The sequence below is a fragment of the Actinomycetes bacterium genome (assembly GCA_036000965.1).
Lineage (GTDB): Bacteria > Actinomycetota > CALGFH01 > CALGFH01 > CALGFH01 > DASYUT01.
On the sequence record DASYUT010000199.1, the window covers coordinates 1 to 16,858 of the forward strand.

At 69.8% G+C, this 16,858-nt stretch carries 14 protein-coding genes; 3 read left to right on the top strand and 11 right to left on the bottom strand.

The genetic code is table 11. The features are described 5' to 3' along the window. Both VG276_18630 and VG276_18635 read right to left on the bottom strand, forming a co-directional pair. Nucleotides 1–1,091, bottom strand: a 1,091-nt coding sequence (locus VG276_18630) for a TIGR00300 family protein (protein ID HEV8651350.1), incomplete at its 3' end; no start/stop codon positions are given. A 63-nt stretch (nucleotides 1,092–1,154) separates the two neighbouring features. Next, entirely contained in the window at nucleotides 1,155–1,913 is a 759-nt protein-coding gene (locus tag VG276_18635) for an alpha/beta fold hydrolase (protein HEV8651351.1), read from the bottom strand. A 288-nt stretch (nucleotides 1,914–2,201) separates the two neighbouring features. Here VG276_18635 and VG276_18640 point away from each other — a divergent pair, with 288 nt between their 5' ends. From VG276_18640 to VG276_18650, 3 genes are all read left to right on the top strand, one after another. Then, nucleotides 2,202–3,020 carry a DUF427 domain-containing protein gene (locus tag VG276_18640; protein HEV8651352.1) on the top strand — a complete coding sequence of 273 codons (819 nt, stop codon included), beginning with the start codon at nucleotides 2,202–2,204 and terminating at the stop codon, nucleotides 3,018–3,020. Between the two features lie 86 nt (nucleotides 3,021–3,106). Further along, a complete protein-coding gene (locus VG276_18645; protein HEV8651353.1) occupies nucleotides 3,107–4,126 on the top strand; it encodes a GntG family PLP-dependent aldolase in 1,020 nt (339 codons plus the stop codon). Further along, on the top strand, nucleotides 4,123–5,265 hold the full coding sequence (locus VG276_18650) for a threonine/serine dehydratase (GenBank protein ID HEV8651354.1): 1,143 nt from the start codon (nucleotides 4,123–4,125) through the stop codon (nucleotides 5,263–5,265). The genes VG276_18645 and VG276_18650 overlap by 4 nt, the downstream gene beginning before the upstream one ends. A gap of 81 nt (nucleotides 5,266–5,346) precedes the next feature. Here VG276_18650 and VG276_18655 read toward each other — a convergent pair whose 3' ends face one another. Genes VG276_18655 through VG276_18695 form a run of 9 tightly spaced genes read right to left on the bottom strand, consistent with a single transcriptional unit; the run spans nucleotide 5,347 to nucleotide 16,857 of the window. Continuing rightward, the gene (locus VG276_18655; protein HEV8651355.1) at nucleotides 5,347–6,951 is read right to left on the bottom strand and encodes a serine/threonine-protein kinase; all 1,605 of its coding nucleotides are present in this window, start codon (nucleotides 6,949–6,951) and stop codon (nucleotides 5,347–5,349) included. A gap of 42 nt (nucleotides 6,952–6,993) precedes the next feature. Further along, nucleotides 6,994–8,190: a hypothetical protein gene (locus VG276_18660; GenBank protein HEV8651356.1), complete on the bottom strand. Its 1,197-nt coding sequence runs from the start codon at nucleotides 8,188–8,190 to the stop codon at nucleotides 6,994–6,996. Then, nucleotides 8,132–9,997, bottom strand: coding sequence for a type I restriction endonuclease (locus VG276_18665; GenBank protein HEV8651357.1), 1,866 nt, complete (start codon nucleotides 9,995–9,997; stop codon nucleotides 8,132–8,134). The genes VG276_18660 and VG276_18665 overlap by 59 nt, the downstream gene beginning before the upstream one ends. 27 nt (nucleotides 9,998–10,024) lie before the next feature. Further along, nucleotides 10,025–11,509 (bottom strand): IS66 family transposase, encoded by a 1,485-nt coding sequence (locus tag VG276_18670; protein ID HEV8651358.1) that lies wholly within the window; start codon nucleotides 11,507–11,509, stop codon nucleotides 10,025–10,027. A gap of 29 nt (nucleotides 11,510–11,538) precedes the next feature. Next, nucleotides 11,539–11,766, bottom strand: a complete 228-nt coding sequence (locus VG276_18675) for a hypothetical protein (GenBank protein ID HEV8651359.1) — start codon at nucleotides 11,764–11,766, stop codon at nucleotides 11,539–11,541. Between the two features lie 15 nt (nucleotides 11,767–11,781). Further along, entirely contained in the window at nucleotides 11,782–12,381 is a 600-nt protein-coding gene (locus tag VG276_18680) for a DUF4276 family protein (protein ID HEV8651360.1), read from the bottom strand. After that, a complete protein-coding gene (locus VG276_18685) occupies nucleotides 12,381–13,562 on the bottom strand; it encodes an AAA family ATPase (protein HEV8651361.1) in 1,182 nt (393 codons plus the stop codon). The genes VG276_18680 and VG276_18685 overlap by 1 nt, the downstream gene beginning before the upstream one ends. A 35-nt stretch (nucleotides 13,563–13,597) precedes the next feature. After that, nucleotides 13,598–14,851 (bottom strand): restriction endonuclease subunit S, encoded by a 1,254-nt coding sequence (locus VG276_18690; GenBank protein ID HEV8651362.1) that lies wholly within the window; start codon nucleotides 14,849–14,851, stop codon nucleotides 13,598–13,600. Further along, nucleotides 14,848–16,857 (bottom strand): class I SAM-dependent DNA methyltransferase, encoded by a 2,010-nt coding sequence (locus tag VG276_18695; protein ID HEV8651363.1) that lies wholly within the window; start codon nucleotides 16,855–16,857, stop codon nucleotides 14,848–14,850. Before VG276_18695 ends, VG276_18690 begins: the two co-directional genes overlap by 4 nt. Between the last annotated feature and the right edge of the window lies 1 nt (nucleotide 16,858).

Sequence of the window (16,858 nt, forward strand, 5' to 3'; positions counted from 1 at the left end):
ACCAGCGGGACCGAGGCGGGCAGCATGTTGCCGGTGGCGATGGAGTGGAGCATGGTCGCGACCATGAGCGCGTAGCCAACCCCGGGCACCATGGAGCGCATCTGGCGCTGGGCGTCGATCACGTCGGTGACCGTGTCGGGCAGCGGCCCGTCGTCGCGGACCGACCCGCCGAGCACGAAGTCCACGCCGTGCTGCACGCAGGCGTGCATAATCCCGGAGGTGAGCACGCCCTGCTCTACCGCCTTGGCGATCGAGCCGCAGCGCCGGATGGTGTTGAGGGCCCGGATGTGGTGCTCATGGCCGTGCTCGACCCCGACGCCCTCGGAGAGGTTGACCCCGAGCGAGGTGCCGTAGAGCGCGCCCTCGATGTCGTGGGTGGCGAGCGCGTTGCCGGCGAACAGCACGTCCATGTAGCCGGCCTCGATCAGCCGCACCACCGACGGCCCGGCCCCGGTGTGGACCACGGCCGGCCCAGCCACCCACAGGATCTTCTCGCCCCGGGACTTGGTGAGCCGCATGGCCGCGGCCACCCGGCGGACGATCAGCGCCTGCGGCTTCTCGCTCGACACCTGGGAGGACATGAACTCGAACACCTCGCCGGCCCGGCCCCGGTCGCGGGGCTGGACCCGCAGGCCGCGGCTGCCGACCACCACCGGGTCGCCGAGCACGACGTCGGACATGGGCACCGTGCGGGCGCGCCCGTCGGCGACCACGATGGCGCAGTCCATCTCCGGGTTCTCGACCCGGTGCCAGGTGCCGTCCACCCGCACCTCGGTCTCGAGGTTGGTCGAGGAGTAGAAGCCGTCGGGGAGGACGCCGTCCATCTCGGCGGGGACCAGCGTGGCCTCGCCCGTCTCGAGGCGGGTCATGCCAAGGCCCATCAGGGACTGGACCAGTGCCTCGAGGCTGTCGGCGTCGTCGGCCCTGATCAGCAGCCGCGCGTACGACGGGTCGACCGGGGTGCGGCCGACGTCGAACTGCTGGATCTCGTAGTCGGCCTTTGCCTCCCGGACCTGGTCCAGGATGCGGGTGAACAGCATCGAGTCGATGACGTGGCCGGTGATCTCCAAGGTCTCGGTGTGGGCGGGCATGGCTCCTCGGTCCAGGGTCGGGGGCGGGACGGCCGATTGTCGCACGACGACCGGGGCAACCGGTCAACCCGAGCCGGTCACCCGACGGAAGAACGCCAGGCTGCCGTCGAAGATCGTCTGGCGCTCATGGTCCAGCGTAGCCACATGGTAGGACCGTTCGAGCCAGACCACCTCCACGTCGGCCGAGCCCGCCTTGGCGGCGACCAGCTCGGTGTTGCCCGGGTTGACGACGTGGTCCTGGCGGGACACGTAGCACAGCAGCGGCTGGGTGACCCGGGGCAGCTCGTCCCGGACGCCGGCCATGAACCGGTGCAGCGACGCGAACGTCCGCAGCGGGACCCGGTCGTAGGCGAGCTCCCTGGCCTCGAAGTCGGCCAGGTCGCCCGCGATCCCGGGGAAGCTCGGCACCACCCACTTCAGCACCGGCAGCAGCACGAGGCGGCGGTCGGTGAAGTACAGGAACGGGTTCACCGTGACCACGGCCCTGACCTGCTCGGGCCGGGTCGCGGCCAGGTGCAGGGCGAGCGCGCCGCCCATCGACAGCGCCCCGACCATCACCGTGGAGCAGCGCTCCGAGAGGGCGTCGAGGGCCTCGCTGGCCGCCTGCACCCACTGCCCGGCCCGGACGACGGACAGGTCCCGCCAGTGGGTGCCGTGCCCGGGCAGCAGCGGGCAGCACACCGTGAAGCCGCCGTCCCGTAGCGCCTCGCCCCAGGGCCGCAGCCCCTGCGGGGAGCCGGTGAAGCCGTGCAGGAGCAGCACGCCGGCGTCGCCACCGTCGAACGTGAACGGCTCGGCGCCAGACAGCACGGGGTAGGCCATGCCCGGAGTCTGCCGCACTCGGGCGCCGGCGGCCACTCCGCTCGTGCCGGGGGGCCTGGATCGGCTGACGCCGGCGGGCATCCCGCTCGTGCCCGGGGGCCTGGATCGGCTGACGCCGGCGGGCATCCCGCTCGTGCCCGGGGGACCGGATCGGCCCGTGCCGGCGGGACCGGGTCGGCCGGCGCAAGCGGCCATCCCGATCGTGCCGGCGGGCTGGGGTCGCCGGCCGCCGGGTCGGGAGGCGTACGCTCGCCGGGCACGCCGAGGCCGAGGAGGAGGAAGCCCAGCATGACCGAGATCCTCGAGGACCAGCAGTTCGAGCTGCCCGACCGGCCGTCCCGCTCCGGACCGCCGGTCAGGGTCGAGCCGAGCCCGCGCCGGGTCCGCGTCGTCTTCAACCACGTCACCGTCGCCGACTCCACCCGCGTCCTGCTTCTGCTCGAGCGCGGGCACCTGCCGGTCTACTACTTCCCGGTCGACGACGTCCGCCTCGACCTGCTGGAGCCGACTGCCAAGTCGACCCACTGCCCGCACAAGGGGGACGCGTCCTACTGGACGCTCACGGTCGGGGACCGGGTGAGCGAGAACGCGGTGTGGGGCTACCAGGAGCCGCTGCCCGCCAGCGCCGAGATCAAGGGGCACGTCGCCTTCTACTGGAACCGGGTCGACGCCTGGTACGAGGAGGACGACGAGGTGTTCGCCCACCCCCGCGACCCCTACCACCGCGTCGACGTGCTGCACAGCTCCCGCCACGTCCGGGTCGAGCTCGGCGGCCAGACCGTGGCCGACACCCGGCGCCCACGCCTGCTGTTCGAGACCGGCCTGCCCACCCGTTACTACATCCCGCAGGCCGACGTGCGCATGGACCTGCTCGAGCCGACCGACACCGTCACCCGCTGCCCCTACAAGGGGCTGGCGTCCTACTGGACGGCCCGGGTCGGGGACCAGGTGACCAAGGACGTCGCCTGGGGCTACCCGTCCCCGATCCCCGAGTGCCCGAAGATCGAGCAGCTCGTCTGCTTCTTCAACGAGCAGGTTGACGCCGTGTACGTCGACGGCGAGCTCCAGCCCGTGCCGAAGTCGCCCTGGTCGCGACGTGGCGCCTGAACGTCCCCGGCTATGATCCCCGGGCCTCGTCCACGAGCACGGCGGGGCCGCCGTCCGCAGCGCCTCGCCGGGAGGAGGATGCGCCGATGACGGTCGACTTGCGCTCCGACACCATGACCCGACCCACGCCCGCGATGCGCGAGGCCATGGCCGGCGCGGAGGTGGGCGACGACGTCTGGCGCGAGGACCCTACTGTCAAGCGGCTCGAGGCGGCCGTGGCCGAGCGCTTCGGCCGGGAGGCGGCCCTGTTCGTCCCATCGGGCACCATGGGCAACCAGATCTGCCTGCGTCTCGCCGCCCGGCCGGGGACCGAGTGCCTGGCCAACGAGGACAACCACATCCTCTGGTACGAGTCGGGGGCGGCGCCCCTGCTGAGCGGGATCCAGATCCACGCGGTGGCCGGTGCCCGGGGCCGGCTCGACCCGGCCGCGGCCCGGGCGCGGGTCCGGCCGGCCGAGTACGGCGTGCCGACCACGGCGATCGCGGTCGAGCAGACCCACAACCGGGGTGGCGGCGCCGTCCAGCCACTCGCCGAGCTCGACGAGCTGCGCGCCGTCGCCGACGGGGCGGACCTGCACTTCCACTGCGACGGCGCCCGCATCTGGAACGCCGCGGTCGCCTCGGGCACCCCGCTCGAGCGGTACGGCGCGCTGTTCGACTCGCTGTCGGTCTGCTTCTCCAAGGGCCTGGCCGCGCCGGTCGGCTCGGCCGTGGTCGGCGACCACGACTTCGTGGAGCGGGCCCGCCAGGTCCGCCAGCTCCTCGGCGGCGGCATGCGCCAGTCCGGGGTGCTGGCCGCGGCCGCGCTCGTCGCCCTCGACCAGATGGTGGACCGCCTGGCCGACGACCACGCCAACGCCCGGCGCACCGCCGAGACGGTGGCCGCCGCCGTGCCCGGCAGCACCGACCCGGCCCTGGCCGAGACCAACATGGTCCTGCTGGACGCTAGGGCGTTCGGCAGCGACGGCTCCGACCTGGTCAAGCGCCTGGCCAGCGCGGGCGTGCTGGCCGCGGCCACCGGCCCCGACCAGGTCCGGCTCGTCTTCCACTACGAGGTCAGCGGCGGCGACGCCGACCGGGCCGCCCGCGCCATCGCCGCCGCATGACCCCTGGCGACGCCGCTCCGCAGCCCGGGAAGCCGGTCGCGCGCACCCTGGACCTCCCTGGCGCGCCCACCCCGGACCTGGCGGGCGCGCGGACTATGGACCTGGCAGGCGCGCGCACCCCGGCCCTCCCGGGCGCGCGCACCGCGGGCCTGCCGCTCTCGCGCACCGCGGGCCTGCCGCTCTCGCTGGCCGACGTGGAGGCGGCGGCCGCCCGGATCGCCGGGCGGGTGCACCACACGCCGGTGCTCACCTCCCGGCTGCTGGACGCCGCCCTCGGCTGCCGCGTGTTCCTCAAGGCCGAGCACCTGCAGCGCGTGGGGGCGTTCAAGGCCAGGGGGGCGGCCAACGCCGTCTGGGCGCTGGACCCCGAGACCCGGGCCAGGGGGGTGATCGCGGTCAGCTCCGGCAACCACGCCCAGGCGGTCGCGCTGGCCGCCGCCGAGGCGGGGATCCCGGCCGTGGTCGTCATGCCCGAGGACTCCAACCCGGCCAAGCTCGCCGCCACCCGCGCCTACGGGGCCGAGGTGGTCAGCCAGGGCGTCACCCACGAGCGCCGCGACCAGGTCGTGCGCGAGCTGGCCGCCGAGCGCTCGCTGCACCTGATCCACCCCTACGACGACCCGGCGGTGATGGCCGGGCAAGGCACGGCCGCCCTCGAGCTGCTCGACGAGGTCGGCGACCTCGACCTGGTCTGCGTCCCCGTCGGTGGCGGCGGGCTGATCGCGGGCACCGCGACGGCTGTCAAGGGCCGGTCGCCGGGCACCCGGGTCGTGGGGGTCGAGCCAGCCGCGGCGGCCGACACGCGCGCGTCCCTGGCCGCCGGTCGGCGCGTGGCGCTGCCGGCCGCGCCGGTCACGATCGCCGACGGCGTGCGCGCGCTCACCCCTGGCGAGCACACCTTCCCGGTGGTCCAGCGGCTGGTCGACGAGGTGGTCACCGTCACCGACGCCGAGCTGCTCGACGCGCTCGCCCTGGTCTGGTCGCGCACCAAGCAGCTCGTGGAGCCGTCCGCCGCCCTGCCGCTGGCGGCGCTCGCAACCGGGGCGGTCACCGGCCGCCGGGTCGGGGTTATCCTCTCCGGCGGCAACGTCGACGCGGCCGCCCTTGCCGCCGCCCTCGGCCAGCACACCGAGCCCTGACCACCCGTGGATATCGTGGGCCACACAGCAGTCTGTTGCTGACTCAACGTGCGTTTTGGCTGACTCAACGTGCGTGCTGGTTCAGGTGTCATACCGGCTGATGCGGGCGAGCAGGGCGGCGATGGCAGCGGCGTCCGGTGACGATTCACCGCGGAGCGCGACCAGGTCCCGGTGGAGATCGGCGAGTACGGTGCGCGCCTCGTCGTACTGGCGGGCGCCGGCGAGCAAGAGGCCGATCTGGCGGCGTACGTCGAGGGCGCGCTCATCGGAGGCACTGGCTACCTGGGACCAGTCGTGGAGGAACTCACGGAACGCGAGGAGTGCTTCTGTGTTCTCGCCCAGGGCCGCTCGGCAGGTCGCCGCGTAATAGCGGCAGTCCAGCACGGAGCGGTCGCCAGCTCCGTACCGCTCGGTGAACTGGGCTCCAGCTGCTTGGAACTCGGCCAGGGCGCGCCGGTATGAACCGGCCACGAAGAGGACGTTTGCCAGGCTGAAGCGGAGCTCGGCCGCCAGGACGTCGCCGCTGCCGCATCGTGCAATCGCCGCCAAGAGCACGTCGGTGGCCCGGGCGAAGTGGCCGGCCTTGGCGAGCTCCTCCGCCTGGGCCGTTGCGGCGTCGGCCTCGCTCTCCGACAGCGGCGCGAGGCTGGCCGACTCCAGCGGCACGGGTGCCGGCGCGTCGCGGCGCGGGGTCGCCGCCATCGGCCGGGTGAAGGGGCGGGTCGGATCCAGTTCGTCACGAACGACGCCGGAGGTGCTGGTCCGGGCGTAGGGCAAGAGCGTCTCGTAGATGTCGCCCGCGTCAGGTCGCTGTTCCGGGCTCTTGGCCAGCAGCGCGAGGACAAGGGTTTCGATCGGCTCCGGTACGTCCGGTCGCAGGGTCCTGACAGGTATGGGCGGGGTGTGGACGTGGTGCCACTGGACCGACATCCCGCCGGTGGCCTGGAACGGCGGGTGGCCGGTGAGCGTCTCGTGCAGCACGCAGCCGAGCGCGTAGAGGTCGGTGGCTGGTCCGACCGCATTGGCGAGCGTCTGCTCGGGTGACATGTACGGGGGCGTGCCCACGGTCTGGCCAGCCATCGTGAGCCTGGTGATCTCGCCGGCGCCGAGCAGCGCCGCCACGCCGAAGTCGAGCACCTTCACGATCCCACCGGGGGTGATGAACAGGTTGCGCGGCTTGATGTCGCGGTGGACGACCGAGATCCGGTGGACCTCGGTGAGGACGGAAGCCAGCTGCGCCGCGACGGCGGCGGCCCAGCCGACCGGCGGCGCGTTCTCGTGGTAGTCGTGCTCGGCGATGAGGTCGGCCAGTTCGGCACCGGTGAGCAGCTGCATCACCAGGAAGAGCTCGCCGGTCGCCTCGTCGATGCCGGTGTCGTGGACGGCTGGGATCCCGGGATGGGCCAGCCCGGCCGTGATGCGCACCTCCCGGAGGAACCGCTGGCGTGCGTTCTCGGCGGCCGCCGCCTGCTCGGCGAGGACCGAGTCGGCAGCCGCGCCGGCCTGGCCTGCCGGCGCGATGGCTGACCCGCTGGGCTGTTTCATCAGCTTGACCGCGACTCGCCGGTCGAGGCGGAGGTCGTAACCGGCCCACACCTCACCCATGCCGCCTTGACCGATCGGATGATCGAGCTGGTAGCGCCCGGCGATCACTCGGTCGGGTACGCTCCACGTCGTCTCGGTCACAGCGCTTCAGCTCACCAAGCGGATCAAGCGACCATCGGGTGGTCAGGCCCCTGTCGCGACGTTCGGGACGTTACCGCTCCCGCCGGTCTGGTGCAGCCGCCGCTCGGCCTCCCGCCTTGCCGGGCGGCGGATCAAGTCGTACGACTGCTTCCGCGCGACTTGGGTGAACACCTCATGGAACGCGGGGTCGTCGAAGAATCGCTGGACCAGGGTCTCGTTGGCTTCGGCCCGTTCGATGACCACCCGCTCCAGGTGCTTGTCGAAGACCTGCCCGAACTTGTCGAGGTCATTGGCGAGCCCTGCTTGCGCCACGACTGGGTCCTCGGCCGCGGCGACGATCATCTGGCCGTACAGGACCTGGTCGGCGGTGCCCAGGTCGAGCCCGTACTCCTTGTTGACCTCCGCGATCACCTGGGCGAGCGGCATATCCTCGGCATCGTGGGCGACCCGGCCGGCGTCGTGGGCGAACCCGGGCAGCATCCGCTGGCCCTCAGGCGCAAGGCTGACGTCGCCCTCACCGGTCTTGACGATCCGCAGATGGGTCAAGTCGACCTGGCCGATGTCCACGCCCGCGTCCTGGCGGCGTGGCAACCGGTTCCACAGGAACCTCCCGTAGAGGTAGAGCGCCTCCAGTTCCGGATCGCCGTAGCCGACGACCTGGGAGAGGAAGCCGTACGCGCGGACGTAGTCGTTGAGCGCCGCGCGGAACTCCTCCGCAGTGTCCAGCTCGGAGTCGGCGAGCGCCGCGTAGCGGTCGCGGGCCGGGTCGGTGAGCCGGTAGAGCTGGGCGTGCGATCGCTCCAGCTGGTTCTGGGTCGCCGAGGCGGGTGCCGCCGCCAGGTACGCCTCGGCGAACGCGGTGATCTCCGAGTCGACGAGCAACTGGTACCCCTTGAGCTCCCGCTCCTTGACGTAGAGCAGGTTCGGGTCGGTCGGCTCGGCGAGCGCCTGCTCGAAGTACGGCTCGAACGCTGTCTGGATCTCCCCGGGCGCGTTGGCGAAGTCGAGCACGCACACGTCATCCTGGCTCTTGAGCGGATGGATGCGGTTGAGCCGGGACAGGGTCTGCACGGCGGCCACACCGACCAGCGGCTTGTCCACGTACATGGTGGTCAGCAGCGGCTGGTCGAAGCCGGTCTGGTACTTCTCGGCGACGACGAGGATGCGGTACTCCTGCTGGTCACGGGTTGCCGCATGCGGGTCGTCGGCCTTCACGTACTCGAACCGGGACGGCAGCACGCTCTCGGGGGAAGCCGTTGAGCTTCGGCTCGGTGTAGTCGATCCCGTCGAGGGTGATCGTGCCGGAGAACGCGACCAGCGTCGCGCAGCCGGTGAGCTCCCGCTTGGCGATGTACGACCGGATCGCCTGGTAGAGCTTGACCGCGTGCTCCCGGGAGCGGGTCACCACCATCGCCCTGGCCCGGCCGCCCAGCCGTCCCATGGCGTGCGTGCGGAAGTGGTCGACGATGATCTGCGCACGCTGCTCCTGCGAGGTCGGGTGCAGCTCCGCGGCGCGCACCAGCTTCGCCTTCGCCTTGCGCGGGTCGACCTGCCGGTCCGCCTCGTCCGCCGCGGCGTTCCGCAGCCGCCAGTACGTCTGGTAGGTCAGGTAGTTGCGCAGCACGTCGAGGATGAACCCCTCCTCGATCGCCTGCCGCATCGAATAGGTGTGGAACGGCTCCATCACCCCGGTGACCGGGTGCGGTGTGCCGAACAGCTCCAGCGTCTTGGCCTTCGGCGTCGCGGTGAAGGCGAAGTACGACAGGTTCGGGTGGCGGCCCCGGGCCAGCGCGGCAGCGGTCAGCGGGTCGCCGTCGTCATCGACGTCGTCGCTGCCGAGCCGCCCGAGCACACGCTTGAGCGCCGCGGCGGACTCCCCGGACTGCGAGGAGTGCGCCTCGTCGATGATGACCGCGTACCGCTTGTCGCCAAGCCCTGAGACCTTGTCCAGGACGAACGGGAACTTCTGCAGCGTGGTGATGACGATCCGCGCGGTCTGCCCCGACAGGGCCTGGGCCAGCTGCTCGGAGCTCTCGTCGATCCGCTGCACCACCCCGGAGACATGCTCGAACTGGTAGATCGTGTCCTGCAGCTGCCGGTCCAGCACCCTGCGGTCGGTGATCACGATCACCTTGTCGAAGACCGGCTGGTTGGGACCGAGCCGCCCCTCGCGTGCCGCCGCGTCGGTCGCGACCAGGCCCTCGGGGGTGTGCAGCGAGGAGAGCCGGTGCGCCAGCCACGCGATCGTGTTCGACTTGCCCGACCCGGCCGAGTGCATGACCAGGTAGTTGGTACCGGCACCGTGGGACGCGGCGTGGGTGGTCAGCTCCCGGACCGCGTGCCACTGGTGGAACCGGGGGAAGATCAGCGGCTTGGCGTGGGCGTCACCGCGCCGGGACACCGGGGCCCGGCCCCTCTTGGCGTTCTCGTCCTCGACGTGCAGGAACCGGTGGATCAGGTCGAGCCAGGAGTCCGGCTGCCATACCTGCTCCCACAGGTAGGAGGTCCGGTAGTAGCCGGGTGCGGCCGGCGGGTTGCCAGCCCCGCCCGAGCGGCCCGGGCCATCCGAGCCGGTGCTGAACGGCAGGAACCGCGTCTTCGCCCCGGCCAGCCGGGTGGTGATGAAGACCAGGTCCGGGTCCACCGCGAAGTGGACGAGGGCACGGCGGGCGAAGAGGAGTTCCTTGGGATCCCGGTCCTGGCGGTACTGTGCCTTCGCGTGCTCGACGGTCTGACCGGTCAGCGGGTTCTTCAACTCGGCCGTGGCAACGGGAACACCGTTGAGGAAGAGCACCAGGTCGAGAGACTTGTGCGGGTCCCGGATCGAGTAGTGCAGTTGCCTCATCACCGTGAGCCGGTTGGCCTTGTAGTTGTCCAAGGCGCCCTGCGCGAGCGTGTGGCTCGGACGGAAGTACGCCAGCTTTATCGTGACACCCCGGTCCTTCACCCCGTGCCGCAGCACGTCCAGCGCGCCACGGTCGTCGATCTCCTTGGCGACCAGCCTCGCGAACTCCGCCTGCGCCGCGTTGGCGCCGCCGTGCGCCACGATCAGCCGCTCCCATTCCGTAACTATTCAGGGTGACGTGGCGGGTAGCCAGGCGTTGCCCTCGAACAGCTGGCGCAGGGCCGCCAGAGGGTTGACGCCGTGCTTGCGCGCGGTCGAGACGTAGGAGCGCACGGTGAGGAACGCTTGTGCGCCGTCCAGGGTCCGCCAGCACCCCGCGATCTTCTGTTGGAGCTTGACCATGCGGATGTCGCGCTCTGCCAGATTGTTGGTGGGCGGGACCCGCAGGTCTTTGAGGAACTGGCAGACCTCGTCACGGTGGATGTCCAGCCGTTCCAGCAGGCACACCGCGGGCGGGCGCTTGGGCCGGCGGCGCTGGCCCGGCGAGCGTGGCGTGGGGGGGTTGGCGGCGTGGCCCTTGGCGAGGATCTGCTCGTAGCGGCCCTGCAATCCCTGCAGGACAGCGGCGTCCAGCCGGTCGGCACCGCCAGCACGGGCCGTTGCGGCCTGCCCGCACGCCATCGACAGCCACTCGGCCATCTCGCCAGCCCACCCCTGGCCGGGCTCGGCGGCGGCCTCGTCCAGCTCCCGGAGCAGGTGCGCCACGCACAGCGCATGGGTGGCGTTGGGGTAGCGCCAGTACGGCGCCCAGCCGTCGTGCACCGCCACCCCGGTGAACCCCGGTAGGACCCCCGCGGCGTCCATCGCCTCGACACCCCGCTTGGGATGGACCGTGAACCAGCTCAGCAGCGCGGTCGAGGCCGAGTGGACCCAGTGCAGCCGCCCGGCGACCCTGGCGCCGGTCTCGTCGAAGTGGGCGACCTCGGCGGCGGCGAGCTGCGCGCAGACGGCCCTGGTGAACCCGCTCAGCTCCAGCCCGGCCGCGCCCTCGGCCGCAAGCCCGGCCAGCAGCCCGGTGCTGACCGGCACGCCCAGCGCATCGGCCAGCAGCCCCGCGGCCCGCTCGACCGGCAGGTGCTGCCACACGCCCAGGTACACCGCCAGCGCCCGCACCCCAGCGCCGTAGCATGCCGCCGCGCGCGCCTGGGCAGGGAACCCCGCCGCGGTGACGTGCCCGCACCCGCACAGGCGCCGCTCGGCGCGGTGCTCGGTCGCCCACAGCCGCACCTCGGGCAGGTCGAAGACCTGCCGGGCCTCCACCCCGACCACCGGCGCCAGCGTCAGGTCCCCACCGCACCCCCCGCACGCCACCGGCCGATGGGCCACGACCTCGTCAGGCTCGGGCACCTGGGCCAGGTGCGCGCCGGGCGCGCCGGGCTGCTTGCCGGGCTTGCGGCCCCCACCACGCCGCTCCCGCCTGGGCGCGGGCGGCTTGCCGAGCCCGTCGGACGACGGTGGCTTCGACGAGTTCCCCGAGTGCCTGCCGAGCTGGAGCGTCAGCTCGGCCACCCGCGCCTGCAACGCATCGATCACACGGGCCTGCTCGGCGTTGACCGCCCGCAGCTCCACAATGACCGCCGCCTGGACAGCAACGGTCACGTCAACGTCAGGATCGGGGAGCAGGTCACGGCCTCCGGCACGTCGAGCGGTCACGCCCGCTTGCCCATGGGCCTACCGGAGAGCTACCCCACAACCCCCCACGCAGTCAACCCGCCCACAAGGCGACCCCAAGCCCCTGAATAGTTACCCCATTCCTTGGCCTGGGTCGCACCGATGAACCTGTACAGCTCGGAGGTGTCGAGCCCAAGCTCAGGACGGTAGAAGTCGGCCAGGCCCTTCTCCCAGCCAGAGGCGTGCAGCGACGCCACGACCGCGTCCTCGAACCGCGCCTCGGTGTAGATAGCGTTCATCGCGTCCCCTCGTTATCAGCCACGGAGCAATCGTTCGGCTTCCCGCCAGAATTTGTCGAAGGACGGGGACTTCTCCCGCGCCGCCTTCATGTCGAAGACCGCGGCGAACGCGGCTTGATCGGAGGTCTCCTTGTAGGGCCTACCTGCCCTCTTCGCTCCGAGCCACTCCTTGGCTCCCCGGATCGCTTCAGGGTCCTGTGGCGCCTCGAGCACCTCAGGGAGCTCACGGTGCCCCGCGAGCGACGGTGCGGCTGCCAGGAACCATGCCTCGAACTCGCGGTTTGCAAGCACTACGGCCACCCTGCCGTCGGGCTGCGCCGTCATGGTTCTCACCAACAGCTCCGGAGCAAGGTCGGCCGGGCAGTCGTCGTCCGCGTCGATGAGCAGGAGTACGCCACCCGTACCTGTCACTCGGTTTCCTTGGATCCGCGCCACTTCCTCCAGTATGCCTGGCCTGAGCAGAGCGGAACGGTTGACGCGATACGGAGACGGTACGACCAAGTAGACGCCCGGGTCCACCTCGGCCGCGACCCTGCGAAGGAGAAGCGGAAGCGCCTGCACCTCACCGTGGCCTTCGACGATGCATGCGATCGTCGCCTTCCTCGTGTTGGGCATCACCCGCGCACCGGGGAGGACTCGGTTGCAGCCGGCATGTCGGGGCTGATCTGGCCCGCCCGCAGCAGCTCCCCGGCGGTGAATCGGCGCTCGCGGAGTGCCCGCAGGCTCGCCGGGTTCACATCGCCGATGACCGTTAGCCCCCGCACGCTGGCGACTGCGCGCACGATCGAAGGGTCGAGGTCGTCACGGTCGAGCAGGTCGGCGCTCTGGCTCGTCACGAGGACCTGCACCTGCTCGCTCGCCTCGGTCAACGCGTCGAACAAGACCCCGGCCGCTGCCGGGTGCAAGGCGACCTCGGGTTCCTCGATGCCGACCAGCGAGATCCGGCCGTCGAGGACGGCCGGTTGGAACAGCGCCGCCAACGCGGCAGCTGCGCGGATCGTCCCGTCCGACACCGCATCGGGGCCGAACACCACCGGGTCGCCGTCAAGCCCCGTCCGGTTGTGTACCTCGACGGTCACGTAGCTGCCTTCGAAGCGTCGGTCGACACTCTCCAGGTCGGGTGCGATGGCACCCATGTAGCTGTCGACACGCTGCTTCACCGCAGGAAACTCGTCCGCGATGGCGCCAAGGACATCGCCGAGATGCTCACCGCTCGCGCCAAGCGGCGCCCCCACCGACTGGGGCTCAAGCTGCCGCAGCGACTCGGCCGCGAAGTTGTAGAACGACATGCCCGAAAGAAGCCCAGCCAACGGAGCGAAGTCCGGGCGGGCGCTCGCCGCCTGCAGGTACAGCCGGTCCGGCGCAACCTCGAGCGGCCCGGAGGTCAGCGACGGGTCCGACACCTGCCCGCGGTCGGCGCGGAAGCCGATCTCCTTGTCGTTCCATCGCAGCCTGCACTCCTCCCACACGATCTCGAAGGGGCGTTGGCCTCGCTGTTGCCTCGGGGCGATCTCGAAACCGTACGTGCCGCGCGCCCACTGCTCCGGCGTCGGTCCCCATGGCACGGTGACGTCGAGCGTGATGCCGAATGACCCCGTCGGCTCGGGCACCCGCCGCAGGATCTCCGGAAGCCCGCCACGGGAGTCGATCGCCTGGTACGGCGTGGTTGCCACGGCGTCGGCGACGAATGCGAGCGCGTCCAGGAAATTGCTCTTGCCCACCCCGTTCGGCCCGACCAGCACGGTAAGCGGTCCAAGCCGCACATCGCACGCGGCAATGCTCTTGTAGTTGGCCACCTGGACCCGATTGACCCAAGGAATCGGCCTCGCAATCACGCGGTCACCCGCCTCGCCGTCGTCACATCCATCTGCCCCGTCACCGCCGCCGTGATCAGCGCCTGCCTCCGCTCCGCAAGCAGGGCAAGTTGGGTATCAATTGCCGTTCGAAGCTCGCTCACCTGTGCACGGCGTTCATCGATCAGGTCAGCCAGCCGCCGCTGCTCTAAAAGCGGCACAGCGGGTATTGGCCACCTTTTGATCTCGTCCACCTTCAGGTTCGCCATCGACTGCGACGTGCCATGCGATGCCGCAGCACACAATACCCGGATTCTAGTCCCACGCGCGACATGAACCAAGAACTCTTTGTTCAAGTCAGACGATACGTCGATGCGGAAGATCTTATCGCAAATAAGAAGCCTACGACGCGACTGCCGAACGACCGTCGCGGCCCCAACTAGGACGGGGGTGTTGGCGCGCGTGACCAGTAGATCTCCGTCCTTGACCTCGTACTGCCTAGCCGGCGGGACATCAGGAGGTAACAGCTTGTTCTCAGTGGGTTGGAAGGTGCCGTCCTTGACGGCGCTCACCTTCAAGACGCCCCACTCATCGTCAGCGGCTTCGACGTTGTCACACTGAGGACTGGTACCCTGCTCGACTCGCTGGATGAATCGTCTGAACGGCATGAACCCATAGGCGTCCGCCAGCCTGTCAATCTCCCAGTCGAGTAGAGCAACTTCGCGCTCTGTAAGCTTGCTCGCGACCGCCTGCTGAAGCGCCGCCATCCGGTCCAATCGCGCGGTCTCGGCATCGAGGAAGTCGGCGATGCGGCGCTGCTCATCGAGGGATGGGACGCGAAGAGGCAGTGCACGTACTCGCTCCGCGCTGAGGTGGTAAATGTTGGCGCCCGTCGCGACGGAGGCGAACAAGCCACTAGCGAAAGCGGCCCTAGCCCACCACTGGAGGAAGCGGCCATTGAGCGCATTCTGCTTAGGACGCATGCGGAGAAGCGTGTTCTGGAAACAAACCGTTCCGAGGAGTTCGCCACTCCATGCTGCGGATGCCCCCACGGTCGAAAGACTGCCGCTACCCTCAGTAACGAGGACATCGCCGGGGCGGAGGGGAAAGATTTGCTGCTCTGAAGGGCTGAAGTTCATCGACATGACGTCGGTAAGGTCGAGCTGACCATCCCTTACATTTGCGGCTCTCAGGTACGGAACCATATATGGACCATCAGCATGCTGAGGAGTTCGCTGTCGGCCAATCACAACTTCCGCGACTCCTCTAAGAGTCTTCGACTCCCAACTCACCCCGTCACCTCCCCAAGGAGGATCTGGATCTGAGACTCGAGTTTCCTGAGTTCGGCGTCGATCTCGGCCAGAGGCCGGGGTGGCTTGTAGACGTAGAAGAGGCGGGTGAGCGGGATCTCGTATCCAATCCTCGCCCGGCTCGTCACACCGGTCTTCGGATCCTTGATGTTGGCGATCCAGGCGTCGAGGACGTGGGGCAGGACCTCGCGGGCGAAGTACTCGTCGATGTCCTCGGTGAGCGGCACGTTCTCGTAGTCGCGCAGGTCGGGGTCGGGTAGCAGCTTGCCGTTCTTGGTCTGCAGCTCGCCCTCGGGGTCGCTGACTGCGACCGCGCCCCAGATCGCCTTCTCGGTCGTCGCGGCCGGCCATGGCACCCCGGCTTCGGCCGCAGCGTCCAGCAGCGCGTTCTTGGCGTCCTTCTTCGTCCACCAGACGGTGCCGAGCAGCGGCTTGAAGGCGTCGATGAGTGCGTCGCGGTCGGCGTGCTTGGCCAATGGCTTCACGACGGCAAGTGCCGCTAGGGTCTCCTCGGTGACCTCGAAGCGCTGGCGGAGCGGGCGGTCAACGGTGATGCGCTGGTAGCCGAAGTCCTCGTTTGCGAAGACCTTCACCTTGGCGTGCCCGGGGTGGTCAGGGTCGTCCGCGGCGGCCAGGGCGTCACCGTAGAGCTCCGTGGTCTGGCGGATCTGCTCCTTGGTGACGAGCTTGCGCTTCTCGCCCAAGGACTTGCGCATCTTCGCCCAGTACTCGCGGGCGTCGAGCAGCACCACCTTGCCCCTGTGGGCGGCATCCTTGCGGTTGGTGACGATCCAGAAATACGTGGAGATGCCGGTGTTGTAGAAGAGCTGGTCCGGCAGGGCGACGATCGCCTCCAGCCAGTCGTTCTCAAGGACCCACCTGCGGATCTCGGACTCGCCGGACCCGGCGCCTCCGGTGAAGAGCGGGGAGCCGTTGAAGACGATCGCCAGCCGGGTCCCGCCCGTGCCGTCTGGTTCCACCGGCTTCATCTTGGAGATCATGTGCTGGAGGAACAGGAACGAGCCGTCGTTGATGCGCGGCAGGCCTGCGCCGAACCGGCCGGCGTGACCGAGATCCCTGTGCTCGTCTTCGACGGGTTCCTGCACCTTCTTCCACTCCACGCCGAACGGCGGGTTGGAGAGCAGGTAGTCGAAGGTGCGGTGGCGGTGCCCGTCGGCACTGAAGGAGTTGCCAAGGATGATCTTGCTCGGGTCCTGGTCCTTGACCATCAGGTCGGAGCGGCAGATGGCGTAGGACTCCGCGTTGAGCTCCTGCCCGAACAGGAAGACCTCCGCGTTCGGGTTCAGTGAGGTGATGTGCTCCGCGGCGGCGGAGAGCATGCCGCCGGTGCCGCATGCGGGGTCGAGGATGTTGATGACCTTCCCAGGCTGGGTGAGCGTGTCACCGTCCGGGGCGAGCAGGAGGTTCACCATCAGCTCGATGACCTCGCGCGGGGTGAAGTGTTCGCCGGCCGTCTCGTTCGACAGCTCGGAGAATTTCCGGATCAGCTCCTCGAAGACGTAGCCCATCTGGTGGCTGTCGACTCGTTGCGGGCTCAGGTCGATCTCAGCGAACTTCTGGACGATCTTGTAGAGCAGGCTGGACGCGTCCAGCCTGGCGATCTGGCTGTGGAAGTCGTACTTCTCCAGGATCTCCCTGGCGCTGGCGGAGAACCCGTTGAGATAGTCGTTGAGGTTCCCCACGACATGATCAGGGTCGCCGCCGATCGTCGCGAAGCTCTGCTGCGACAGGTTGTAGAAGCGGAGGCCGGCAGCTCTGTACAGGATCGCGTCCTTGTTCTCCACCTTGATCTTGGCGGCCTTGTCCCACACGGCCTGCCGGGTTGGTGCCATCACGCAGTCGAGGCGGCGCAGCACCGTGAACGGCAGGATCACCTTGCCGTACTCGGACTGCTTGTAGTCGCCGCGCAGCAGATCTGCCACCGACCAGATGAAGCTGGCCAGCTCGGTGTGGGTCGGCACGTCAATC